At 42.8% G+C, this 25488-nt stretch carries 18 protein-coding genes and 1 tRNA gene; 14 read left to right on the forward strand and 5 right to left on the reverse strand.

Features of this window, described 5'->3' with window-relative positions; all coding sequences use genetic code 11:
* The first annotated feature begins 99 nt into the window (after positions 1-99).
* The 11 genes from QFZ48_RS12730 (at position 100) to QFZ48_RS12780 (ending at position 14735) form a co-directional block, all read left to right on the forward strand.
* Positions 100-966 (forward strand): glycosyltransferase family 2 protein, encoded by an 867-nt coding sequence (locus QFZ48_RS12730; RefSeq protein ID WP_429042488.1) that lies wholly within the window; start codon positions 100-102, stop codon positions 964-966.
* A 16-nt stretch (positions 967-982) separates the two neighbouring features.
* The gene (locus QFZ48_RS12735) at positions 983-1762 is read left to right on the forward strand and encodes a glycosyltransferase family 2 protein (protein ID WP_429062511.1); all 780 of its coding nucleotides are present in this window, start codon (positions 983-985) and stop codon (positions 1760-1762) included.
* 560 nt (positions 1763-2322) lie between these two features.
* A complete protein-coding gene (locus QFZ48_RS12740; RefSeq protein ID WP_429062513.1) occupies positions 2323-3018 on the forward strand; it encodes a hypothetical protein in 696 nt (231 codons plus the stop codon).
* A 16-nt stretch (positions 3019-3034) separates the two neighbouring features.
* Positions 3035-4165: a DUF1972 domain-containing protein gene (locus tag QFZ48_RS12745; RefSeq protein ID WP_429042480.1), complete on the forward strand. Its 1131-nt coding sequence runs from the start codon at positions 3035-3037 to the stop codon at positions 4163-4165.
* 13 nt (positions 4166-4178) lie between these two features.
* Positions 4179-5207: a glycosyl hydrolase family 18 protein gene (locus QFZ48_RS12750; RefSeq protein WP_429042478.1), complete on the forward strand. Its 1029-nt coding sequence runs from the start codon at positions 4179-4181 to the stop codon at positions 5205-5207.
* 47 nt (positions 5208-5254) lie between these two features.
* A complete protein-coding gene (gene gmd / locus QFZ48_RS12755; RefSeq protein ID WP_429042476.1) occupies positions 5255-6367 on the forward strand; it encodes a GDP-mannose 4,6-dehydratase in 1113 nt (370 codons plus the stop codon).
* Positions 6360-7304 (forward strand): GDP-L-fucose synthase, encoded by a 945-nt coding sequence (fcl, locus tag QFZ48_RS12760; protein WP_429042474.1) that lies wholly within the window; start codon positions 6360-6362, stop codon positions 7302-7304. Before gmd ends, fcl begins: the two co-directional genes overlap by 8 nt.
* 235 nt (positions 7305-7539) lie before the next feature.
* Entirely contained in the window at positions 7540-9432 is a 1893-nt protein-coding gene (locus QFZ48_RS12765; protein ID WP_429042471.1) for a cytochrome-c peroxidase, read from the forward strand.
* Between the two features lie 71 nt (positions 9433-9503).
* Positions 9504-10859 (forward strand): N,N-dimethylformamidase beta subunit family domain-containing protein, encoded by a 1356-nt coding sequence (locus tag QFZ48_RS12770; protein ID WP_370908540.1) that lies wholly within the window; start codon positions 9504-9506, stop codon positions 10857-10859.
* Positions 10860-11021: 162 nt separating this feature from the next.
* Positions 11022-12599: a hypothetical protein gene (locus QFZ48_RS12775; RefSeq protein WP_370908539.1), complete on the forward strand. Its 1578-nt coding sequence runs from the start codon at positions 11022-11024 to the stop codon at positions 12597-12599.
* Between the two features lie 234 nt (positions 12600-12833).
* Positions 12834-14735, forward strand: a complete 1902-nt coding sequence (locus tag QFZ48_RS12780; protein WP_429042468.1) for an ABC-F family ATP-binding cassette domain-containing protein — start codon at positions 12834-12836, stop codon at positions 14733-14735.
* A gap of 59 nt (positions 14736-14794) precedes the next feature.
* Here QFZ48_RS12780 and QFZ48_RS12785 read toward each other — a convergent pair whose 3' ends face one another.
* The 5 genes from QFZ48_RS12785 to QFZ48_RS12805 all read right to left on the reverse strand — a co-directional run bounded on the left by QFZ48_RS12785 (position 14795) and on the right by QFZ48_RS12805 (position 19715).
* On the reverse strand, positions 14795-15985 hold the full coding sequence (locus QFZ48_RS12785) for a glycosyltransferase (RefSeq protein WP_429042466.1): 1191 nt from the start codon (positions 15983-15985) through the stop codon (positions 14795-14797).
* Positions 15986-15989: 4 nt separating this feature from the next.
* A complete protein-coding gene (locus QFZ48_RS12790; protein ID WP_429042464.1) occupies positions 15990-17102 on the reverse strand; it encodes a DegT/DnrJ/EryC1/StrS family aminotransferase in 1113 nt (370 codons plus the stop codon).
* Between the two features lie 355 nt (positions 17103-17457).
* On the reverse strand, positions 17458-18858 hold the full coding sequence (locus QFZ48_RS12795) for a hypothetical protein (protein WP_429042461.1): 1401 nt from the start codon (positions 18856-18858) through the stop codon (positions 17458-17460).
* Positions 18859-19024: 166 nt separating this feature from the next.
* A tRNA-Arg gene (locus tag QFZ48_RS12800) sits at positions 19025-19099 on the reverse strand.
* A 49-nt stretch (positions 19100-19148) separates the two neighbouring features.
* The gene (locus QFZ48_RS12805) at positions 19149-19715 is read right to left on the reverse strand and encodes a MarC family protein (RefSeq protein WP_111579865.1); all 567 of its coding nucleotides are present in this window, start codon (positions 19713-19715) and stop codon (positions 19149-19151) included.
* An 88-nt stretch (positions 19716-19803) separates the two neighbouring features.
* On the opposite strand from QFZ48_RS12805, the gene QFZ48_RS12810 reads away from it, so the two are divergent.
* The 3 genes from QFZ48_RS12810 to QFZ48_RS12820 all read left to right on the forward strand — a co-directional run bounded on the left by QFZ48_RS12810 (position 19804) and on the right by QFZ48_RS12820 (position 25317).
* On the forward strand, positions 19804-20388 hold the full coding sequence (locus tag QFZ48_RS12810) for a helix-turn-helix domain-containing protein (protein WP_429042459.1): 585 nt from the start codon (positions 19804-19806) through the stop codon (positions 20386-20388).
* Positions 20389-20491: 103 nt separating this feature from the next.
* The gene (locus QFZ48_RS12815; protein ID WP_429062515.1) at positions 20492-23704 is read left to right on the forward strand and encodes a SusC/RagA family TonB-linked outer membrane protein; all 3213 of its coding nucleotides are present in this window, start codon (positions 20492-20494) and stop codon (positions 23702-23704) included.
* A gap of 26 nt (positions 23705-23730) precedes the next feature.
* The gene (locus tag QFZ48_RS12820; protein ID WP_429062517.1) at positions 23731-25317 is read left to right on the forward strand and encodes a SusD/RagB family nutrient-binding outer membrane lipoprotein; all 1587 of its coding nucleotides are present in this window, start codon (positions 23731-23733) and stop codon (positions 25315-25317) included.
* The last annotated feature ends 171 nt before the right edge of the window (positions 25318-25488 follow it).

A 25488-nucleotide genomic window follows, 5' to 3' on the forward strand; every position in this document is an offset into this window, starting at 1 on the left:
TTTTCAAGGCCTTTTGCCATTATCGATTGGATATCAGCAGTTTGTGCCAGGGGCACAGGGCTTTCCGACCTTTTATAATTGGTTAATCCAAATATTTTTATGAACCGTCAGCAGGCGAATATATCAGTAGTATCGGCTAATTACAATAATGGAAAATATCTCCGTCAGTTTATTGACTCATTGATGAACTCCTCGTTGCTACCGAGGGAGATCATAGTAGTTGACGATGGATCTAAAGATGATTCTGTAAGGATCCTGACAGAAATTGCAGAAGAAACTGAGATACTAAAACCGGTATTCCTGAACAAAAACCAGGGTTTTGCCAATGCACTTAATGCAGGATTAAAAATAGCCTCTGGTGATTATATATTAAGGCTTGATCCGGATGATTTCGTACACGAAGATCGCATCAGGTTACAATATGAGTTGTTGGAGCGTAACCGGGAACTGGATGTGGTGGGTAGCAATGCTGCTTATTTTGATAGTGATACAGGTAAAATTATTTTCAAAACCAACTTTCCAGCTACTTACGAAGAAATAAAAAAACGCTACCATACTGCTATGCATGGAGTATTGCATGGAACCGTAATGGGTAAAACGGCGCTTTTCCAAAAATATGGTTATCAACAGGAATATGTCCCTGCCGAGGATTATGCTATCTTTGCCAGGATGATTGCAGATGGTGCTGTTATGCAAAACCTGACAGCACCACTTACATTTGTTCGCATACACGCAGGAAGCGTTTCAAACGACCTTAAATACAAAGCAATCCGCGAACCTTATGCTATTTGTAATGAATTGTTTCACACCAGCTATGGGCCGTTGAGATCAAAGCTTACATATTATCATCTGAAATTTTATCGCAGGTTTCTCTTTCAGAAAAATCTTTTGAAACGGATGTGGTATCTTTTCCTGGCAATTAGCCTTAATCCGGCTAAATTAGTGGCTAGAATAAAACGCCAGTAACAAGTAAGTTAAAAGTATGCAGCATCTAATTTCAGTCATAATACCTGTTTATAACGCGGAGGCATATATTGCTGATACTATTGATTCAGTATTGCAACAAACATATACTAACTGGGAATTGTTATTAGTGGATGATTGTTCTACTGATTATAGCGCATCAATTATCAGGGCATACGTGGAAAAGGATAACAGGATTAAGTACTTTAAACCTGCACAGAACTTTGGAGGCCCCGCCGGACCGCGTAACATGGGAATCAGAGCGTCAGCCGGCACTTATCTGGCTTTTTTAGATGCAGACGACATTTGGCTTAGCGATAAACTGGAACGCCAGTATCAGGTAATTACTACAGAGAATGTGGACCTGGTGTCTACTAACATTTTCTTTTTCGGAGATCGTGTTAAAACCTGGTCTCCAAAGTTGCCGGCATTACCTACACTTGAGGAGATGTTGCTGCATAATAAAATCTGTACCTCATCGGTAATGGTACGAAAAACGCCGGATGTTGTATTTGAAGAAGAGAAAAGGCTTATCAGTGTAGAAGATTATTATCTCTGGCTAACTTTGTTTTTTAAAGGATATAAAGTCAGGATCATTACGGAGCCATTAGTCAAATACAGGGTAACAGCCAACTCGCTGATACATAAAAATGAATTTATTTCAATTCTGAAGGCCAATTATGTCGTATCCAGACTGGTAGTTGATTTCAAGTATACCAACTGGATATTGATGAGGGTGTTTTTTAGAGCAGTTAAGGATCTTGCAAAGTTGCGGGTAAAAAAAGTAATCGGTAAATGAATACAATACAGATCAATAAGGAGCTCTCTGGCGGAATAGTGTGGTCGAAGCAAAAGCTCCGGGAAAAGATCCTGCTCTCTTTATTGACTTTTCAATTATTACTGCCGGTCATCTGTCTTTTAGTATTTATTTATCTGGGCAAATTTTTAAACCCGTTCGGGGCATATTTTCTTATTTCGGTATCCGTTCTTGTATTTACATTTATTTGCATTTCAAGAGCGGCGAGTCCCGCAATTTATACTCATTTCATTGGCTTTTTGTTGTTGCAGGCGGTTACAGTGCTCGGTCATATTGCAGCTTTAGGAGTTGCCGATGGTGCACTGGAAGGCCTGAGAACAATTTCTAATTTTTATTTTTACTGGTATCTCGGTTATGCCTGCTATTTCACGTTTTACAGAACCGGTAGAATGGAAGTTTTGCTCAGGTGGATTATCAGTGCAGGACTTTTTATAGCAGCAGTAAATATTATTCACTTTTTCTTCAATACGATATTGGGTAATTATGCGGCTGTAAAATCATACCTGGAAATACTGAACCAGAATCTCGCTGATTACCTGGATATGGAAGGAACTAATGGTTTTTTGAGGCATGCAGGGTATTTTCTGGATACGCACAGCCAGTTTTATATCCCTCTTGCCACACTTATTATCCTGCAGATAGAGAAATTCCCCGTTAAAATGAAGGGATGGAAGATTGCCCTGATCGTTGTGTCTATCTTACTGTCGGGAGTAAAAACTGCCTATCTTATCATGCTGCTGATGTGGCTTATTATATTGATGAGAACCAATGTTAAAGCCGCTATTAATTTTTTTCTGGCATTGATTGTGCTCAGTATTGCGGTCATGTTGTTTTTTAATGAAATGATAGTGAATATGGTTGTAATGATCTTCACGCATGATATGGATATTTTGGTGGAGCATATTTATCACAACCCTATCCGTTTGTTTAATGACTATCCGCTGGTTTTTTTTCTGGGGGGAAACCCGGGACTTGTTGAAAAAATCTATTCAGAAGTATATCTGATCACTACTATGTACTTCATTGGATTGGCGGGACTTCTTTTATATTTGTCACCTTTAATTGTGTTGCTTTTTAATAGGAATAAAAAATATTTTCTGGGTTTAATCATTTTTGTTTATTTCATTTTTACGTTGTCGCATTACCCTGTCTTTAAGGTAGGGATTAACAATATTGTGAGTGCACTGCCAGTGGTGTATTTATTAGCCGCGATTAATGATTTTAAAATTAAGAAATGATAAATAGTAGAGTAAGATGAAAATAGCCATATTAGGCACAAGGGGGATTCCCAATAATTACGGAGGATTTGAACAGTTTGCCGAGTATATTTCTGTGGGCCTTGTTGAGTTAGGACACGATGTAACTGTATATAATCCGCATTTTCACGGTTATCAGGAAGATACTTTTAAAGGGGTAAAGATTGAGAAAGTGAAAAGCCCCGAGCAGAGTATCGGAGCTGTTGGGAACTTTATTTATGATTACAGATCCCTTAAGCATGCGCTGACAAAAGACTTTGATCTCATTTATGAGGCAGGATATGGTACGGCATCTCCATCTTACTTTCTACTGAAGAACAGTAAAATTCCGGTGTTAACCAATATGGATGGACTGGAATGGAAGCGTTCTAAATGGAATTTTATTACCCGCCGGCTGATGCGGTATTTTGAGACGTTGGCTATAAAAAAATCTCATTACCTGATTTCCGATAATCTGGGAATTCAGCAATATTATAAGGAGTTTCATAATACGGATACGATTTATTTGCCATACGGTGCAGATGCAGTTTATGATTTTGAGGAGAAACTGTTGACAGAGTATGATCTCAAGGCTAATGAATACTTCCTTCTGGTTGCCAGGCTCGAGCCTGAAAACAGTATTGCTATGATATTGGATGGATACCTTGAATCAGGGCATTCTTCTCCATTTATTGTTATCGGAAACCATCAGAACAAATATGGAAATTATCTGAAAGAAAAATATAAAAATAAGAATATAAGATTTCTCGGAGGGGTATATGATAAACAAAAGCTGGATTCGCTCAGGTGTTATTGTAAGGCCTATCTGCATGGGCATACCGTGGGAGGAACCAATCCTTCATTATTAGAAGCAATGGCTTCAAATGCTTTTATTTTTGCGCATGGTAATAACTTTAACAGAGGGGTATTGGGCGCAAACGCGCTTTATTTTACTAATAGCCGCGAGCTTGCAGTATGTATTTCAGAAGTAGATATGCTCGCTGCAAAAAATAAAGATGGTTTTCTGTCGGGTAATAATAGCAAGATTAACAACTATTATAATTGGAAACGTGTTATTAAGCTTCATGAAGAAGTTTTTGCTGATGTAATAGCGGGAAATAGAAAAACTTTTTCCCGGCGTAAAAGTTAGAAAAATGAATCATATGAAAATTAGATCTTTTCAGCTGCTCCTGCTTTTGATGAGTGCGATAGTCGCCATTCCTGTTTCAGGCCAAAGAACAAAAAAGAAAAAGAAAATAACCCAAACTACTAAGTCTGCGGCTACTGCCCCGTTTAGAATCATTGGGTATTTCTCAAATTGGGGACCGGTAACAAAAATTAAATATGATAACATTACCTGCGTAAATTTTGCTTTCCTAAAGCCAATGCCAGATGGTACAATTGCCAATGATAAGACCTATGACAAGCTATATGATATTGTAGCCAATGCAAGGCCTAAAAAAGTGAAAGTAATTGCGGCGCTTGGCGGACAATACACAGATAAGACATTCTCAAAGATTGCCGAAAGTGACGCGCTGATGGATAAGTTTGTTGATAATGTAATGGCTATCGTGGACAAATATCAACTGGATGGTATCGATTTAGACTGGGAATATCCAAAATTTAATTCAGATGAGCCTCAGAAGTTGGTACAGTTAGCTAAAAAGTTTTCTGTGAGGCTTCACCAGAAGGGGAAATTATTAACCATGGCTGTATCAGGTAAGCCTAAGTGGGGCGCTTTAGCGCCAGATGAACTATATCCGGTGGTAGACTATTTTAATATTATGGCTTACGATGATATGGAACAAGCTTCGCACTCAAGCTATGATTTCGCTGTAAATTGCCTGAACTATTGGATTATTGACCGCAAGCTTCCCCGGGAGAAGGCGAATCTAGGTTTACCTACTTACGGCCGTAACCCTAAGGTAGTGCCGCCGTATTACAAAGACCTGATAAGTAAAGGTGCTGATCCCAACGCAGATTCTTTTAATGGAGTCTATTATAATGGCATAAACACCATCAAGAAGAAAGTTGATCTTGCCATGAGAAATGTGGGTGGGATTATGATATGGGAGATAAATGGTGACACCGACGATGACAAAACTTCACTCATCAGGGCCATGAAAGAGGAGACCAAAAGTAAACCAAGCTCACAAATTAATAAAAGTAAAAATATGAAGGTTATTCAATAACAATAACCATATCTTGTGAGTATTTTTGCGGAGAATTAATATCAATAATGAAAAAAGCTATTATAACTGGAATTACTGGCCAGGATGGAGCCTACCTGGCACAGTTACTTTTGGATAAGGGATATGAGGTTCATGGTATTAAAAGAAGGAGTTCCCTTTTTAATACAGACAGGATCGACCATATCTATCAGGACCCACATGAAAGAGGGGTCAGGCTTAAACTGCATTATGGGGATCTTACCGATTCCACCAATCTTATCCGTATCATCCAGGAAGTACAACCTGATGAAATTTACAACCTCGGCGCCATGAGCCATGTACAGGTTAGTTTTGAATCACCCGAATATACGGCAGATGCAGATGGGATTGGTACACTGCGGGTACTTGAGGCTGTTCGTTTGCTCGGCCTTACTAAAAAGACAAGGGTATACCAGGCATCCACCTCAGAATTATACGGGCTGGTTCAGGAAGTACCGCAATCTGAGAGAACACCCTTCTATCCCCGTTCTCCCTACGCCGTAGCTAAAATGTATGCATATTGGATTACTGTCAATTACCGCGAGGCTTATGATATGTTTGCCTGTAACGGTATATTGTTTAATCATGAAAGCCCTTTGAGAGGGGAAACTTTTGTGACCAGGAAAATAACCAGAGGCGTTGCCAAAATATCTCTCGGTATGCAGGAGAAGTTGTATATGGGAAATCTGGATGCTAAAAGAGATTGGGGACACGCTAAGGATTATGTGGAAGCGATGTACTTAATCCTTCAGCAAGACAGACCGGAAGATTTTGTGATAGCTACAGGAGTTACTAATACAGTGCGTGATTTTATTAAAATGGCCTTTTTAGAAGTAGGGATAGAAGTGGAATTTAAAGGTGCAGGTGTTGATGAGAAGGGAATAGTGAAACATGTTAACTCATCCGGTTCACTGCTTAAACCTGGCCAGGAAGTTATTGCCATTGACGAGCGCTATTTCAGACCCACAGAAGTGGAGCTGTTAATAGGAGATCCGGCAAAAGCGAAAAGACAGCTTAATTGGGAGCCCAAATATAACCTGGCTGCACTGGTAAAAGAAATGGTGGAAGCGGATGTTGAGCTGTTCAAACGTGAGAAATTATTAAAAGATTCGGGTTATAAAGTATTAAACCAGTTTGAGTAAGAAGATGCAAAAGGATAGTAAAATATATGTTGCAGGACATCGTGGTATGGTAGGCTCAGCAATCATGAGAAGATTGGCAGCTGCCGGATTTCACCATTTTATTACACGAACGTCTTCTGAATTGGATCTTCGTAATCAGCAGGCTGTAGCCACATTTTTTGAAAACGAGAAGCCCGAATACGTATTTCTTGCAGCAGCAAAGGTCGGTGGTATCGTAGCTAATAACACCTACCGGGGAGATTTTATTTATGAAAATCTGATGATCCAGAACAACGTGATCCATCATTCTTTTAAGGCAGGGGTAAAGAAGCTGATGTTCCTGGGATCTTCCTGTATTTACCCAAAAATGGCACCGCAGCCATTAAAGGAAGAATATTTGCTAACCGGTCCGTTGGAACCAACCAACGAGCCTTATGCCATAGCCAAGATTGCAGGCATTGAGATGTGTGACGCATACAGGGCGCAATATGGATGCAATTTTATCTCGGTAATGCCGACCAACCTATACGGCCCCAATGATAATTACGATTTGAATAATTCACATGTTTTACCTGCGCTGCTTCGAAAAATTCATGAAGCACACGTTAAGAGCGTACCGGAAGTAGTTATATGGGGAACCGGAACACCGAGACGGGAGTTTCTTCACGCGGATGATATGGCGGATGCTTGTTTCTACCTTATGGAGAACTATGATGAAAAAGGATTGGTTAATATTGGTGTTGGAGAAGATATCAGTATTGTAGATCTGGCAAAGCTGATTTGCGGGATTGTTGGCTACGAAGGTCAACTGAAATTTGACCATACCAAACCTGACGGCACTCCACGTAAATTGATGGATGTAAGTAAACTTCATTCTTATGGCTGGAAGGCAAATATAGAGCTGGAAACAGGTATAAAGAATGTTTACAGACAATTATTAGAAACCGGCTGGTCCTGACCGGCGGCTTTAACGGGATTTTTTTTGCTTAAAAAGTATTCCCTGTTAAATTTTGACAACAGTTTATGACCACCATCTTCCTTCCCGCTAAAATATGTTACCTATACCTGTAACTTTTCCTTTCCCAGGGCGTTTTAAATTTTAGCTGAGACGCTATGCCGTGAAAAAAGCGGGGTCTGGTTTAATATATCCTTTATCCTGAGGGTTGTATTGTTATTTCAGGAATCCAATATTTATGAATTTATCCCTAAAAGTAAGCTGCCTGTTGCTGTTTTCTTTTTTGCAGGCGTGTAACTGCGGTACCGGCACCATTGTAAAAACTGAAGAGGTACAATATTATTACCTCGAACACCTTAAGGGTACAGATGCAAAAGTAAAGGAATTGGATAGAGCAGTCAGAAATAAGGCTTCCCTTCCTCAGATCCGGGAACTATTCAGACAAGCCAGGCTGCACTATAAAAAGGTGGAGTTTCTAACAGCGTACTTAAATCCTGAATTGGCCAAAGTAATTAATGGCGCTCCAGTTCCTGAAGTGGAAGAAGAAGATAATGCCAATACCATTCAGCCCCCTGAGGGTTTTCAGGTGATAGAAGCATTATTGTACCCTGAATATAACAGTAAGGATAGCACTGAATTGTCGGGGCTGACAAAAGAACTTATTATAAGCTTACGACAAGCTATTTATATTTCTGAAAAAAAGCAACTCACAGACACTATAGTTTTTAAGGCACTTAGAAAGGAATTATTCCGGTCTTCTGTACTTGGACTTGCTGGATATGACACTCCGTTGAGCGGAAATGCTATACAGGAAGTTGCTTCGGTTTGGTCGTCATTCCATGATATTATTGCTATTTACAACGACGAGTTAGGTAAATCTGATCCTGCGGCGTGTAAGAAGATGAATAATCTTGTAGACAGTGGCATTGCTTATTTACAGCATAACCAGGATTTTGATTCATTCGATCGGCTGCATTTTTTTACGACGTATGCAAACCCTCTGGGGACAATGCTTGTAGGTGTGTTAAAGCAGGCAGGGATAGTGATAAGCGGTTCAAAAGAACTTGTGAGTACCTCAGCAGGGAGTCTCTTTGATAAGAATGCTTTCTCTTTTGATTTTTATATCAGTGATGAAGAAGAATATCCCGGTGAAGAAAAAGAGGCGCTTGGGCGCTATCTGTTTTTTGACCCGGCTCTTTCCGGAAATGGCAAACGTTCATGCGCCACCTGCCATCAGCCGGGGAAAGCATTTACAGATGGCTTTGCAAAAAGCCCGGCTATCAGTGGCCAGGTTTTCATAAACAGAAACACCATTACCTTGTTGAATGCAGGTATACAACCGGCACTATTCTATGATGCACGGGTAACTTACCTGGAGGACCAGATCTCCGACGTGTTGTCCAACCCCAACGAAATGCACGGTTCTATTGCAAAAACAATGGATGTAATACGTGGAAGTAAGGCATATACCGCACTTTTTAAGAAAGCTTTTCCCCGGTCGGCAGAGGCACTTACGCCATATCATCTGCAAAATGTAATTGCCACTTATATTAGATCCCTGACCAGCTTTAATTCGCCATTTGACAAATATATGCGCGGTGATCATTCGCAGTTAAACCCTGAGGAAATACATGGTTTTAATCTCTTTATGGGGAAAGCTAAATGTGGCACATGCCATTTTGCACCTTTATTTAATGGCTCGCTTCCTCCTGATTTTGCCAAGGCAGAGGTGGAAGTCATAGGTGTTCCCCGGTTTCCGGGATCAAGAGAGGTTGACGAAGACCGGGGACGCTACAACCTTTACCCGGCGGCCCCATACCTATATGCCTTCCGTACACCAACACTTAGAAATATTGCGCTTACTGCACCATACATGCATAACGGAATCTATTATACTTTGAAAGAAGTACTGGATTTTTATAATGATGGTGGAGGGATTGGACAGGGTATTGCGTTAGTAAATCAGACGCTCCCTCCGGAAAAGTTAAATCTTACAGAGGAAGAAAAACAAAGTATAATCTCTTTTCTAAAGAAATTAACAGATACCACTGCAGCCCATAAGTTACCAGTCGCGTTGCCTCCCCTGGATAGTGAACAGGCTGTATTCAGAAAAGTAAATCTGTATAATTGATATCCTTTGATGTCCGATTTTAAGTTTAGCTATTAGTAATCAAATTTCCTAACCCAAGCAATTGTTGCTTCATGTATCATCTGAAAATTAAGCAGGTAGCCGTGCTGGCTCTACTTACTGTTACTGCTGTTATTTATTCCTGTAAAAAGTCTTCCAACAACGAATCAGTAGCGCCACCAATACAACCCGGCGCAGATTCAGTTATTAGTGACGGTGCTATACTAAATGGTTATCCCGATAAGATGTCTTATTTCCCCGGAGATAGCGCTGCGCTCTTTATATCCACAGATAGTGTACATAAAAAGAAATCAGTTAACGTATATGACATGGCTGGTGACGTGAGTTTTGTTGTAAAAGTTGAGCAGTCATATCACCAAAGTCCTAAGGGAGAACTCCCATCAGAAGATGGTTTCCAATATGAACATCCCATTCGCTTCAGGATTCCAGCCAACGCGAAGACGGGCGTCTACCTGGTTGGTAAGAAAATTCCCTTTGTAATTAAATCAAAAGATGCTGCGGACTTTACAGTAGTATACCCATCCAACACCGAGAACGCCTACTCGGAATCCGGCAGGAGAAGTCTTTACACGCTTCCTGTAGCAAAGAAAGTTTCCTTTCTTCGACCTATCCGTTTTTCCGAATATGGTGGCCCCGGCTTCCTTAAATGGATGTTAACGCAAAACTATAAATACACGGTTATCTGCGACCAGGATCTGGAAAACTTCGATAACATAAAAGGCAAAATCCTGATCATTATTGGGCACAGTGAATACTGGTCAAGGCCAGCCAGACGGAACTTTGACAGGTTTGTAGCCGAAGGGAAGCATGCGTTGGTACTTTCCGGTAATGTAATGTGGTGGCAGGTTAGAGTGGACAGCCTGCAACATCAGCTTGTTTGTTATAAAGGATTGGGTGAACCCCCTATTGCCGATAGTCTGAAGACAATTTACTGGAAAGAATCAAAATTAAAATATCCTATTATCGCAAGTATTGGATGCGATTTTGACGGAGGTGGCTATGGCACTATTGCTAAGAATGATGGTTGGGAAGGATTTAAGGTAACCAGTCCCAATTCCCCTCTTTTTGCCGGTTTGGGTCTTAAAAAGGGGGATATTATCAGATGTCCCAGCAGAGAGTATGATGGCGCCCCTCTGACTGGTTTCGAGGCGGATGGCACACCGATTCTTAATACTAAACTGCTCAAATTTGAAAAAGTAGAATTATTGGGATATGATTTTGCTTTCAGAACAATAAAAACGGTGCCTACGGCTATTGTGTTTAAAAAAACGCCCGCATCCGGAACGGTTATCAATATACCGACCACCGACTGGTGTACCATGTATTCCTTTACACTGCCACGGATACCGCAAATCACTACCAATGCCATAAATGGGTTACTAAAAGACCAAAACATGTTTTCAAGGTAGTTTTCCTGTATCGGATTTATGAACAAAGACAGCCGGGTCCATTAGCGCTTCCGGCTGTCTTTGCTTTTCAGAAAGGTGGCTGCTAACTTAATTCTCATTTATAGTAGTGATACTAATGTGCTTAAAAGCATATATTTGCGTCTTGCAAGCACACATTAATACATGTTACATACAAAGATTGTTAAAGCCCTTTTCACTTTAAGTTGTCTCGCTATTAGTTTTGGATCATTTGCGCAGAGTGCCGGCAGACAGTTTTCCTTAGGCTTTTATAAAGCCACCGCTGATACCAATAGTTTCAGCTATCATTCTTCCCAACGGGACTACATGATACAACCAGAGTTTCAACTCCCCCAGGAAGATTCCACCAAGAAGAGAAGCTGGTTTCACCGTAAGCTCTTCAACGAACACCTGCTCCAGTATAGTACGGCAGACTATGATTTTTATGCCAGTTTTTTACCTGATCTGCTTATTGGGAATAGTTCTGATAATGGCACTACGTGGTTGAATACACGAGGTGTGATTGCCGGAGGACGTTTGGGGAAAAACTTTACATTTCGTACAGAGTTTTACGAGAACCAGGGCAAGTTTCCAGAGTACATTGATCGCTACGGTCGTCAAACGATGATTGTTCCGGGGCAGGGGCAATGGAAAGACTATAGCAATGGGAAAGCTTTTGACTTTGCGTATTCATCTGCCTTACTCAGTTATAAGGCGGGGAAATTTCTCGATTTCCAATTGGGATATGACAAAAATTTCATAGGCGACGGATACAGGTCCATGCTCCTTTCTGATAATTCGTTTAACTATCCCTTCCTTAAGGTAATAGCTAATGTAGGAAGAGTACAGTATACCACAATGTGGGCACAGTTTATTGATATGAAATATCCGAGGGCCTCATACGACAATGGCTATCGGAAAAAGTGGGGGGTGTTTAACTACCTCGACTGGAATGTATCAAAGAAAGTTACGATTGGCTTTTTCGAGGCTGTTATTTGGCAGGACTCCGATTCAACAGGAAAAAGAGGGTTTGATATGAGTTATCTCAATCCTATTGTTTTTCTGCGCCCGGTGGAATTCTCAGTAGGCTCTCCGGATAATGCACTCATGGGGCTGAATGTAAAATATGCACCTTCGGTTAATTCTACCATATATGGGCAGTTTTTGCTTGATGAATTTAAATTCAGTGAAATGACCAGTGGAAAAGGCTGGTGGGCAAATAAATTTGGAGGACAAATAGGGTTCCGTTCAAACAATATCTTTAAGGTGCCCAGGCTGAATGTTCTGACTGAAGTAAATGCAGCACGACCATATACTTACTCACAGCGGTCTACGTTAAACAACTACGGACATTATAATCAACCACTGGCACACCCAATGGGCGCTAATTTCATCGAGTGGGTTAATATCGCAGACTATCAATACCGTAGATGGTTCTTTAAAGGCGAATTAATGGTGGCAAAATATGGCCTGGATACTGCGGGTATAAATTATGGGAAAGATATTTTTAAGTCTTATAATACACGTAACGAAGATTACGGAAACCATATTGGTCAGGGCTTGAAAACTAATTTAACGTATGTTCAGGGCTCAGTAGCCTTTTTGCTCAATCCAAAATATAACTTGCGTTTGGAACTGTCTGTAACAGGTCGAAGAGAAAAAAATAGCCTGTACGACAACAAAGAGCTGATATTTCAGTTTGGCCTACGCAGTAGCTTCAGACAACTTTATTACGACTTCTGATGAAATTATATACAGACACAAGCCCTTCCGCACCAGCGCAAGGGCTTTTTTTATTTTTCATCGCAAAGAGGGGAGGATAATAATGGACAAAGGCCGAAATAACAATTTGTCGAAAAAAATGTCAGGTACAGGAAACCCTGATTATCCTGTAATGAATATACGAAAAAAATCATAATATCAAATACATAATCCCTGTTCCCTTCCAGTGTTGCCGATAATTTATAACTTCGCACCATGCATTACGTTACAGTAGAAGGGCTTACCAAATCTTTTGGAACCAAACCATTATTCAGGGATATTTCTTTTCATATCGAAGAAGGAGATAAAATAGCGCTGGTGGCGCTTAACGGAACAGGAAAATCCACCTTGCTCCGCATTTTATGCGGAAAGGATGTGCCCGACAGTGGGAAAGTCTGGATTCATAAAGACGTAACCGTTGTAATGTTGGAGCAACAATCCGACTTTGATCTCTCCAAAACCGTAATCGAAAACATCTTCAATCATAATAACCCGGTACTAAACGCTATCAAAGAGTATGAACTGCTTACAGAGGAAGGACACGAGCCTGATCTGGATAAGTTGACCGACTCCATTGCTAAAATGGACGAGTTGAACGCCTGGCATTTCGATACCAAAGTGAAACAGATATTAGGAAAACTTAATATCCATAACCTGGATCAACCAGTCGGCTCCCTTTCAGGCGGCCAGCAAAAAAGGGTAGCACTGGCTAAGGTGTTGATCGAGATTGGCTTCGAGCATAAACACGTATTGCTTATCATGGATGAGCCCACCAACCACCTGGACGTATCTATGATTGAGTGGCTGGAGAATTACCTGGATCAGGAAAAGGTAACGCTGCTGCTTGTTACGCACGACCGGTACTTCCTGGATAGCGTTTGTAACGAAGTCATGGAACTGGACCAGGAACAGCTTTTTATCTACAAAGGAGATTATGAAAATTATCTCGAAAAGAAGGCTGCCAGGGAAGAAAGCGAAAAATCAAGTGTGGACAAAGCCCGTAACCTTTACCGTAAGGAACTGGAATGGATGCGTAAACAGCCTAAAGCCCGTACCACCAAATCCAAATCCCGCCAGGATGCTTTTTATGAGGTAAAGGAAAAAGCCAGCACCAAAGTAGCTGACCAGCAACTGGAACTAAATGTGAAGATGACCCGCCTGGGCGGAAAAATCCTGGAGCTAAAGAAAGTCTATAAATCTTTTGGAGATCTGAAGATCCTGAAAGGGATGGATTATACCTTCAAAAAAGGAGAACGGGTAGGCATTGTTGGTAAAAACGGAGTTGGTAAATCTACCTTCCTGAATATGTTGTTGGGTACAGAACAGCCCGATTCCGGGAAGATCAATATCGGGGAAACCATTGTGTTTGGTAATTATTCCCAAACGGGTCTGGTGGTAAAAGAAGATATGCGGGTGATAGAGTTCGTAAAGAATATTGCCGAGAACTTCCCATTAGCAGATGGCACTAAAGTAAGCGCCGCACAATTCCTGGAGCTATTTCTGTTCCCGGCGGAAAAGCAATACACCTACATCTCAAAACTGAGCGGTGGTGAGAAAAGAAGGTTGCACCTGTTATCGATCTTATTCCGCAATCCAAACTTCCTGGTATTGGATGAACCTACCAATGATCTCGATTTACCAACCCTTAGCATCCTGGAAAGTTTCTTACAGGAATTTCAGGGTTGTGTAATCATTGTGAGCCACGACCGGTATTTTATGGATAAACTGGTGGAGCACTTGTTTGTTTTTGAAGGAGATGGCGAAATCCGCGATTATCCTGGCAACTATACTCAGTACCGTGAATGGCAGAAGGAAGAAGACAAGAAAAAGACCATTGTACCTAAAAAAGAAGCGGTACCAGAACCCATGGTAACAGTGACTCCTGTTGTAGAGAACAAAGGCCGCAAGATGTCTTTTAAGGAGAGACGGGAACTGGAGCTGCTGGAGAAAGAGATGGAGCAACTGGAAACAGAAAAGAAAAGAATTGAAGCCTCTTTGTCAAGTGGAGAATTGCCCTTTGATAAGATGGAACCCCTGACCCACCGGATTGGTGAAATTATTCAATTACTGGATGAGAAGGGAATGCGTTGGCTGGAGCTGAGTGAAATAAATGGATAATAGCGCCATTATCTATAGAGGAGGACTGATATCTTCCTCTATAGATAAAATAAAGGTCATCAGATCGAATCAATAAGTGCTGAAAGAACATCTCCCAATATGCTTATCCTTTGTGCTGTTTCTTCTTCCAGTTTATTAACGTCTAATTTCCAATGGCTGCTTTTATGTTGTTCAAGCACCGTTTTCATTTTATCTGCGAGGTCAGCATGATTATTTACCTGGAAAAAAGTTACCAGCGGATCATTGATTTCTTTATTAATATCTATATCAGAGATGATGGCTGGCTTTGAAAAGGCAATAGCGTCATAGGTAGCTCCGCCACCGGGTCCACCTTCGAAAAGAGTGGGCTGTATCAGCGCTACTGAATGCAATAACAGCTGGATCTGATCGGGCTTTGAAATGTACCCCAGGAAAAATACGTTGTCTTCAATTCCTAAATCCCGGATTTCTTTTTTCAGCGAGTCAAAATAATCAGCGCGCCTGGAATCACCGGTATCACCTGTGCAGACAATAGCAATCCGGTCATTCGATATGGAATGTAAAATGTGCAGGGCACGGAAAGCTGTAATATGTGATTTGTGTATCCAGAACTGGTTGGAGATGATGAAATACTTATCAGGTAAGGCATACCGTTGCTTTATCTCCGTAAAATCACTGCTAAGTAATTGCCTGTTGAACAAAGGCGTAAAAGGAAGATTGGTGACTTTGGCAGTACTGTCCGGATAAAACTTTTCAATATCTTTTTTTACTGCGTATGAGTTTACAATTACATTTTTGGCGGTGTGTACAGTGTTGCCAAATTGTACTTGCCGGTGTTTAATTTCTTCAGGGGTGAAAAACTGTGTAAGATATTCATGCTGGAAATCGTAGATGTAGCCCACCCAGGGAATATCAATATCCGGGTTTACAGCCTCTATGCAGGGAATGAGCAGGTCAATACGGTGTTGCTTTACGGCTTTCTTTAAGCTTTTCTTATAGGTAACACTTTTCGCTTCCTGGCTAAACTCCTTAAATAAATTCCGGTGATCGCTGAATTGCCTGGGGGCATTATTTTTTTTATTTGCGGTTAAACTGAAATGTGACAAACTTCTTCTTACTCTATCCCTGAAGCTTAAATGATCAGGTAGTAATATGACTACCTCATATTTCTTTGTAGCAAGAATACTTCGAATGATCATCCTGAGAAAATCAATTCCACCTCCCCATCCGATAAAGCCTGCAGCATGTATGCCTATTTTCCTTTTCTGCATAACCTCAAACGGTTTCCCTGTTTTTATAATAGTCAAGAATGAGATTAGAGATGTAGGTGATCTCTTCAAAAGTCAGTTCAGGGAAGCTTGGAAGATTGATACCTCTCCAGCCTAAGTCTTCGGCTATGATATGTCGTTCATATTTACCGGAGTACATCGGCATGGTGTGGGCGGGATAAAAGAGTGGTCTTGTTTCAACGCCGGCCTTTTTAAGGACGTCCCGCAATTCGTCCCGTTCATCGGCATTTTTTACCAGGATGGAGCACATCCAATAGGAATGAAAAGCATTTTCAGCTTCGGCATGAAAAGTAACACTGCTGCCGTTAAAGACATTTTGGTATGCTTTTGCAATTTCTCTTTTTCGGGTGATGATTTCTTCCACCCTTGATAGCTGTGCCACTCCGATAGCCGCACAGATGTTTGTCATGCGGTAATTATAGCCGATCACATCGTGCCAATACTCCCGGTGCTTAGCCAGCCCTTGCCCTTTGAAATGCACCATGCGGTCGTAAAGGGTCTGGTCGTTTGTTACTACCATGCCACCTTCGCCTGTCGTGATTGTTTTATTACCGAAGAAACTGAAGGTAGAAATATCGCCAAAGGTGCCGGCATACTTGTTTTTGTATTTACTGCCAATGGCTTCTGCGCAGTCTTCTATGAGAAAAAGGTCATGCGCTTTACATATAGCAGCCAGTGTATCCATTTCACAGGGATGTCCGTACAAATGAACCGCAATCACTGCTTTGGTTTTGCTGGTGATCTTTTTCTTCACGTCTGCCGGGCTGATCTGCCAGGTTTCCGCTACTGAATCAACGAAAACGGGTGTGGCGCCGGTATAGGCGATGGCGTTTACAGATGCGATGTAGGTTAAAGTAGGTACTATCACTTCATCTCCGCTGCCAATACCCAATGCTACCAATGCCAGGTGCAGCGCAACGGTGCCGTTACAAACAGCTGCTGCATGATCCATACCTAAATAGTCAGCAAACCCCTTTTCAAATTCGGTGATGAATTTTCCTTTTGATGAAATCCAGGTAGAGTCCAAACACTCGAGCACATTTTTCTTTTCCAGTTCTCCTAAAGAAGGTCGGTAAACAGGTATTTTATAATTATTCATGGATAATTATTATCAGGATGAATGATTTTAACCGGCATTCAGCGCCCAATTAGCGCTTTATGGATTTCCGCGGCTTAATGAAATTCAGGATATACATTTACTTCTAAAAATCCCCTGAAAATCGCTTGCAAAGCTAAACATTAACATACAAATAAACGCTTTCCTGCTGTAAAAATCGCTTTGTTGAATATGTTTTTTATTATATGCAATGCTTCACGAATGCAGTGGCAAGTCTCGATTTTCAGCACCGGGCATAGAGAGGTAAGACTTTCCGTTATGGAAGGGTTATAAAAATAAACTACCGGCAATCCTGGAAGTTGCCGGTAGCTTACAGATTAATAGTATGTCCTGGTAATTATGGATGAACAGGGAGTTTTTCCTGCTGCTTCTTCCATTCTTCCAACGCCGTGATCTTCTTATTCTGTTCTATCAGGTACAACGTTAATTCCTCTACTTTCGCCAGTAACTTCTTATTCATCTCTCCTACATCTATACCTTCTTTTTCTACTTCGGCTGCAGAAGGAATGCCTTCCAGGTGCTGGTTAGAGCGCACATAGCGTTCTACTTCCGCTAAAGAAGGAAGCTGATAACTTTGATGGAATACATAATCTGCCCAACCAGCCTGGGTTACTTTTACCCGCTGGGCGGTAATGGTGCCTTTAACGGAAAGCTCCGACTGTGGAGTATATGTTCCGATGCCAACGCCAACATCGGTAATAATGAGCGTTTTTTGATTATTTGCTGTGGTACCTCCAACAAGCAGCACGGGTAGATATTTCGTGGCTCCGGGTGTCCGGTCAAATCCAATGAAGGATGCCCGTCCGCCAGACATCCCTATTTCTGCAGCAGGGCCGGTTCCGTTGGCGGTATACCAACCTTTAAACCTGCCTTGTCCTTCCCAATCGGTTGCTCCCATGCCATCAATTCTGCCAATCTGCGTAATACCTCCATAAAATTTAAAGCCCTGGGTGTTTAAAGCTGCAGGGATGCCAAACCACATATGACTATTTTCCATCCCGATGTCCCAGCCGGAAGTAGTAGCATTCAATGGGGAATTCCACAAAATAACTTTACTGCCAATGCTCCTCGTGGTAAAAGAGGGTCCGGCCAAGCCCACTGCATTGAAGCTTATATTATTGGAAGTTGCATTATTCAACAACAAGCCGTATCCCATCGTAACTAATCCATTGGCATTAATACGCATTCTCTCCGGCTGTGATGTACCACCACCGCCTATCCCTGTATGGAATGACATTTCACCGGGAGTGGTGCTGTATCCGCCACCACGAAGATCTATTTCTGCGCCGCGAAGGCTGTTAACGCTGGCCGCGCCGGCGAAAATGCTTAACGCCCCGGCACTATTATTCGTATTAATAATGTTGGTGGCGAGAAAACCAGGGATGGTTACATTTCCGGTTGCCCTTTCTATAGCCAATCCGGTTCCCAGGAAAGCACCGGTGTTTGAATACCGGAATATTCTGAAGTCGGCCCCCGCATCAGAAGCTCCCTCAGCCCCAATAAAGGCTTGGGTCCATCTGAGATTAGCAGGCGTATTGCCGTCGCCGGTGAACATATGGAAGTGGGCCGTTCCTGTGGCACTTGTACCCGCCGTTGTTTTCAAGGTGTTAGATTGCGCTGTTCCGGAAATGTAAAAATTTGACGAAGGCTGCAGCGTAGTCTGATTGTTAATATAGGTTTGCGCGTGACCTATAGACACGATACCTGTTAGCAATAACAGCGATGATAATGTTTTCATAGATTAAATCAGGGATGGGTTAATCGTTAAATCCGGTACTTTAATTTTTCAGGTGACCGGTGTCGTCCGAAGTTAATAAATGATTCAGATATTGCAAACTTCAAAAAGCTGCTGGGATCAAATGAAAAACGCCCAATTCCAGTTATACTGCAATTGGGCGTTGATGTGGTAGCCTCGTCAAGAATCGAACTTGAATCTGGAGCTTCGGAAACTCTTATACTATCCATTGTACTACGAGGCCATAAAACTCGCGCAAATCTACATTTTCTAATGTAGAATCCCAAATTGCATTAAAGATTGATATTACTTTTAAAGATTTTTACGGCAATAGCCAGCAGGATCACCCCGAAAAATTTACGGAGGACCATCAGCCCGGCCTTGCCCAGCAAGCGTTCTATATAGTTCAGGCTACGGAGCACGAGGTATATGATCACCAGGTTGAGGCAGATGCCTGCCAGGATATTATATTGTCCGAAGTTGGCCTTGAGCGACATAATCGTGGTCAGGGTACCGGATCCGGCGATCAGCGGAAAGGCTATAGGTACCACGCTGCCGGCTTTGGCATCAGGGTCTGTTTTAAAAAACTCCAGCCCCAGGATCATTTCCAGCCCGATTACAAATATTACGATAGAACCCGCTACAGCAAAGGAGTGTACGTCTACGCTCAAAAGTTTAAGGAAAGGTTCCCCTACCAGCAGGAATAGAATCATCAGGAAACCCGATGCCAGCGTGGCTTTGCCGGCATCTATATGTCCGAGCTTTTCCTTCAGGGACACCAGTACCGGGATAGAGCCAACAATATCAATCACTGCAAATAACGTAAAGGTAATGGCCAGAATTTGGTCGATGCTGAACATGAATGCTATTTTGTGTAAATATAGGGAGATTGATGAACGTTTTTATCCTGGCCGCTTTCTGCTTATATTTGTTTTAATTACGTTTAGTATGACAGAGGATATCATCATTCAGATCAGTAATAAGATCAAAGAAAAGAGAAAGGCAAAAGGAATTACCATCCAGGAGCTGGCCGACAGGGCCGAGGTGAGTAAAGGGCTGATATCCCAGATAGAGAATAACAGAACAGTACCCTCCCTGCTGGTACTCATTAATATTATCAAGGCCCTCCGGCTGGATATGAACGAGTTCTTCAACGAAATCGATCAGCAAACCCAAAGCGCAAAAGTCATCATCAAACAAAAAGCCGCCTACCAGGAGTTTGAAAAAGAACCCGCCAAAGGATTTGTTTATAAAAGGGTGCTCACCAAAAATGTAAAGAATTTCCCGGTAGATATCGTGCTGCTGGAACTGAAAAAAGGCGCCCACCGCTCACAGACAGTAAAAACTGATGCCTATGAGTATAAATATATTATCAAAGGCACCGTTGAATACCTCATCGATAACGAAAAATACGTGCTGGAAGAAGGCGACTCCCTCTTCTTCGACGGCCGCCTCGGACACAAACCCCGCAACATAGGCCAGGACAATGCACAGATCCTGGTCGTATATTTCTTCCTCGACAACGACAAATAAGGATTACAAATACTTAACATTAAATTTAGTATAGGTTAACATTCCGGTCACATAGGATTTTGAGCTTTGCATGTAAAATAAAATTATCCAAACCTACATTTACATGCAATCAAATCTACATCGGGCGCTCAAAAGGCAGCTATGCGCCATGTTATTGCTGCTGTTTATCACCCTATCTGTACATGCCCAGCAGGCAGTTACAGGAAAAGTTATTGCAGGCGACGACCGCCAGCCGGTAATAGGAGCTACCGTTAAAGTAAAAGGCGCCAACCGCGGCGCTGTTACCGACGCCTCCGGCAGCTTCACTATCTCCGCCACCAGCACCGATGTACTCCAGGTCAGCTTTATTGGCTTCCTCCCTGAACAGTACGCACTGAAAGGCGCTTCAGATGTAACTATCATCCTTCAGCCGGATAAAAAGGCCCTCGACGAAGTGGTGGTAACGGCCCTGGGTATACGAAAAGAAGTAAAACGGGTAGGTTATGCTGTACAGGAAGTAAAAGGAGCGGACCTGATCAAAGCCAGAGAACCCAACCCGGTAAATGGTTTGGCTGGTAAGGTAGCCGGTCTCACCGTAGGCGCTTCTGCTGAATTGCTGTCGGCCCCGCTGGTATTGCTCCGCGGTAATAATATAGGTTTGTATGTAGTAGATGGCGTACCCATTAATTCTGATACCTGGAATATTTCTCCCGATGATATTGAAAGCTATACCGTACTGAAAGGGGTAACTGCTTCCGCATTATATGGCTCCCGTGGCCTCAATGGCGCCATCATGATCACCACCAAAAAAGGAACAAAAGATAAGCGCGGCCTTTCTATTGATTTTAACTCCAGTACCATGTTCGAAAAAGGATTCAATGCCATCCCAAAAGTACAGGATGAATACGGTCCCGGCGATCATGGTAAATATGCTTTTGTAGATGGTAAAGGTGGTGGAACCAACGATGGCGACTACGACGTATGGGGCCCTAAATTCGAAGGGCAGCTCATCCCTCAGTACGATAGCCCGGTAGACCCGGCAACAGGTAAACGTACCGGCACACCATGGATTGCCCGCGGTAAAAACAACCTGCAACGCTTCCTGCAAACAGGTATGCTGAGCACCAACAACATCGCGGTATCTTCCCACACAGAAAAAGCCGATCTGCGCTTCTCCCTGTCGCATTCCTATCAGAAAGGAATTGTTCCCAACACCTCATTGAACATTACCAATTTCAATATCTCCGCAGGTTATAACTTCAACCCCCGGTTACGACTGGATGCCTACATGAACTATAACCGCCAGTATTCCAACAATTTCCCGGATGTAACCTATGGCCCCAACAGTATCATCTATAACACCCTGATATGGGCGGGCGCCGACTGGAGCATGGACGATATGCGCAACTACTGGCAGCCAGGCAAAGAAGGTATCCAATCTATTTACGCGGAATATCAACGTTATCATAACCCCTGGTTCATGACCTACGAATGGTTACGCGGCCACTATAAAACAGACGTAAACGGGTATGCAAAACTGAACTATAAGTTCAGCGATAAGCTGGAACTGCTCGCCCGCACACAAATCACTACCTACGACCTGATGAGGAATGAAAAAGTGCCTTTCTCCGCACACCCTTATGGTCGTGAAGAAGGAAAAGGCGATTACCGGGAAGACAAACGCAGCATGTTTGAAAACAACACCGATGTACTGTTGTCTTACACCAATGCCTTTCCCCATAAAATAGGCATCCACGCTTCTGTAGGCGGTAATGCACGTTCTTACAGGTATAACTCCAGCTACGTGTCTACCGGTTACCTCAATGCGCCGGGATGGTACGGATTTGCCAACAGCCGCGATCCATTGTTTGCTACCAACTACTACGCACCTATGCTGGTATTGAGCGCTTATGGTTATATAGATATAGACCTGGGGAAATATGCTACCATCTCCCTCACAGACCGTATCGATAAAGCCTCTAACCTGCCCATACAAAATAACGTATACTCTTATCCATCTGTTGCAGTCAGCACCGTATTGTCGGATTATATCCAGCTGCCGGAAGTGGTTTCCTTCCTGAAGCTGCGCGGCTCCTATGCTAACGTAAAAGGCGGCTTTACGCAGGCCACCATCGGCGCTACACCGCTGGCTACCTACCCGCTCGGATATGGTTCTGAATACCAGTCGTCTTATGACGGCCCTATCTACAATACTTCTTTCTATAATGTGGCCCCGGTTTACCAGAACCAGGCAGGCGCCTATATTTCACAAACGATCGCTAATCCCGACCTGAAACCATTTGCCAGCAAGGTGGTGGAAACAGGCGTGGATATCCGTTTCCTGAAAAATCGTATAGGCGTAGACGGTACCTATTTCACCAGTGAGAATGGCCCGCAGATCTACGATGTAATTATTCCAAGTGCAACCGGCTATGCAAAGAACCGTATCAATGGCGTAAACACCCGTAAAACAGGCTACGAGGTATCACTGAATGGCAGTCCGCTCAGAAACCCGAATGGTCTTAACTGGAACGTAACCGCCAACTGGTCTACCTTTCAGGAAAAGTATACCAAGATCTACGACGGGGAAGATAAGCTGAACGCCTTTGTAGGCGTGGGCGACCGGGTAGATAAAATCTACGGTACCACTTTCGTGAGAGCAGCCGACGGACAAATCATTAACGGTTCGGATGGCCGCCCGGTGGTGAATCCAACACAGCAGTTCCTCGGTAACGCCAGCGCCGATTGGGTTTGGGGTATCAACAATAGTTTCAGTTATAAGGGCATCAGCCTCAGCTTCCAGTTCGATGGCCGCGTAGGTGGAAACATGATCGATTATATCCAGCAGCAAACTTTCCGTGGCGGACGTAATATCCTTACCACAGAAGGCGCAATGGGAGAGGCTCGCTACCAGGATTATAAAGGTGTAAAATCTTACCTGGGCCAGGGCGTAGTGGTGAGCAACAACGTACCTATCCAGTATGATAACAACGGTAATGTTACCAACTACGATAAGCTGCAGTATGAAGGCAATACCACCAAAACATTCCTGCAGGATTATATCAGCGTATACTACAGAACCAACGAAGCTAACCTGATCAGCAAAACATTTGCAAAACTCCGTGAGGTAACCATCGGTTATGCACTGCCGCAAACCATACTGAGAGGCACTTTTATCAGATCAGCCAATATATCTTTTGTAGGCAGGAACCTGCTCTATTTTGCAAAGAACAAAGATGTGGATCTCGATCAGTATCCGGGTGCGGACCAGGGTGCTTCTACCCTGCAAACACCTACTACGAAGAGATATGGCTTTAATATCAATCTCAGCTTCTGATCTGTCACTTTAAAACAATGTATTGTATGAAATCTTTCAAAATATTAACCTTCCTTGCTTTAACAGGTGCTGTACTCAGCAGCTGTAACAAGAAGTACGATGACTATGCCATCAACAGCAACAAGCCTGCACAAACGCCTCCCAGCCTGGTATTGGGCGGTGTACTGGCAGATATGAATACAGATAAACCATGGAGCAATGTGATGCGCTGGAACCAGTTCGATTGCTGTAATTACAACTATTACGGCGATCAGCGTTACGACTGGGGTGGTGCAGACCTCAACAGTTATTACAGCATGACCAACGTGCAGAAAATGGAAGTGGAAGCTACCCGTTTAGGCGGACAGGCAGTGAATCCATATTCTGCTTTGGGTAAGTTTTTCCGGGCCTGGTTCTTTTATCGTATGACCAACCTGGTAGGGGATTTACCAATGAAAGATGCCCTACAGGGGAAAGATAACCTGACGCCGGCATATGATGAACAGAAGAAAGTGTTTGTTCAGATCCTGCAATGGCTCGATGAAGCCAACACACAGCTGGGACAGCAGATTGCCAACCCGGATAAAAGCAATACCGCCGAAGGACAGTTGCTGAAAGGTGATTTTTATTATGGCAATGACCTCGGCAAATGGCAGCGCGCTGTAAACACTTTCCGTTTACGGGTGCTCATCACTTTAAGTAAGAAAACAGCCGATGCTGATCTGAAAGTAGCCCAGCAGTTTAAAGATATTGTTAGCAATCCTGCTAAATATCCGCTGATGGAATCGGCCGATCAGAACCTGCAATTTATCTACAACAACATCAACAAGTATCCATCCAACCCGGATAACCTGGGTTTTGATGCTACGAGGTATAATATGTCTGCCACCTACCTGAATACACTGGTAGCGCTCAATGATCCGCGGGCATATATAACCGCAGAACCAGCCACAGAACAGGTGAATAAGCTGGGTAAGTCACCAGCTGATATCACTGCTTATGTGGGCGCCGCTTCCGGTGAAAGCCTGGATAACATGTCTTCAAAAATGTCTGATGTAAATAATGCAGTATATTCCGTTCGAAGCCGCAGCCGCTATTACAGCAGCTATGCCGCTGAGCCGGGCGTATTGCTTGGTTTTCCGGAGTTATGCTTTAACCTGGCCGAAGCGGCCAACCGTGGCTGGATTCAGGCAGATGCAGAAGCCTGGTATAAAAAAGGAATCAAAGCTTCTCTCAGCTTTTATGGCATTCCGGCCGAAGCTGCCGGCTCCATCATTAAAACGTATGGTGGTCAACGTTATGAAGTGCCATTCGATTTTGAAAATAGCTATTATAAACAAGCGAACGTGCAATACAAAGGCAACAATGCACAGGGACTTGCGCAAATCCTGACCCAGAAATACCTCGCCTTTTTTGAAAACTCCGGCTGGGAAGCTTATATCAACTGGAGAAGAACCGGTATCCCCACTTTCAGCGTAGGCTCCGGTACGGGCAACAGCGGCATTATCCCCAAACGTTTCAAGTATCCTGATTCCGACCGCTCTTCCAATACCATCAACTGGACCGCCTCCCTGAAAAACCAGTTTGGCGGTACCACAGATGACATCAACGCGGATATGTGGCTGCTGAAATAGGAGTGTGACGCGGATTTTGTCTTTCTCGCTGATTACGCTGATTATACTGATTAGTTTGATTTTTACTTTTGGATTTTTTTAGATTTTTAGATTAATAATTTAGGGAGATGAAAGCGAATATATTCGCTTCTATTTCCCTTAATCCTTTAAAATCCAAAAGTAAAAATCAAA

It is taken from the genome of Chitinophaga sp. W2I13 (genome assembly GCF_050434005.1).
GTDB lineage: Bacteria > Bacteroidota > Bacteroidia > Chitinophagales > Chitinophagaceae > Chitinophaga.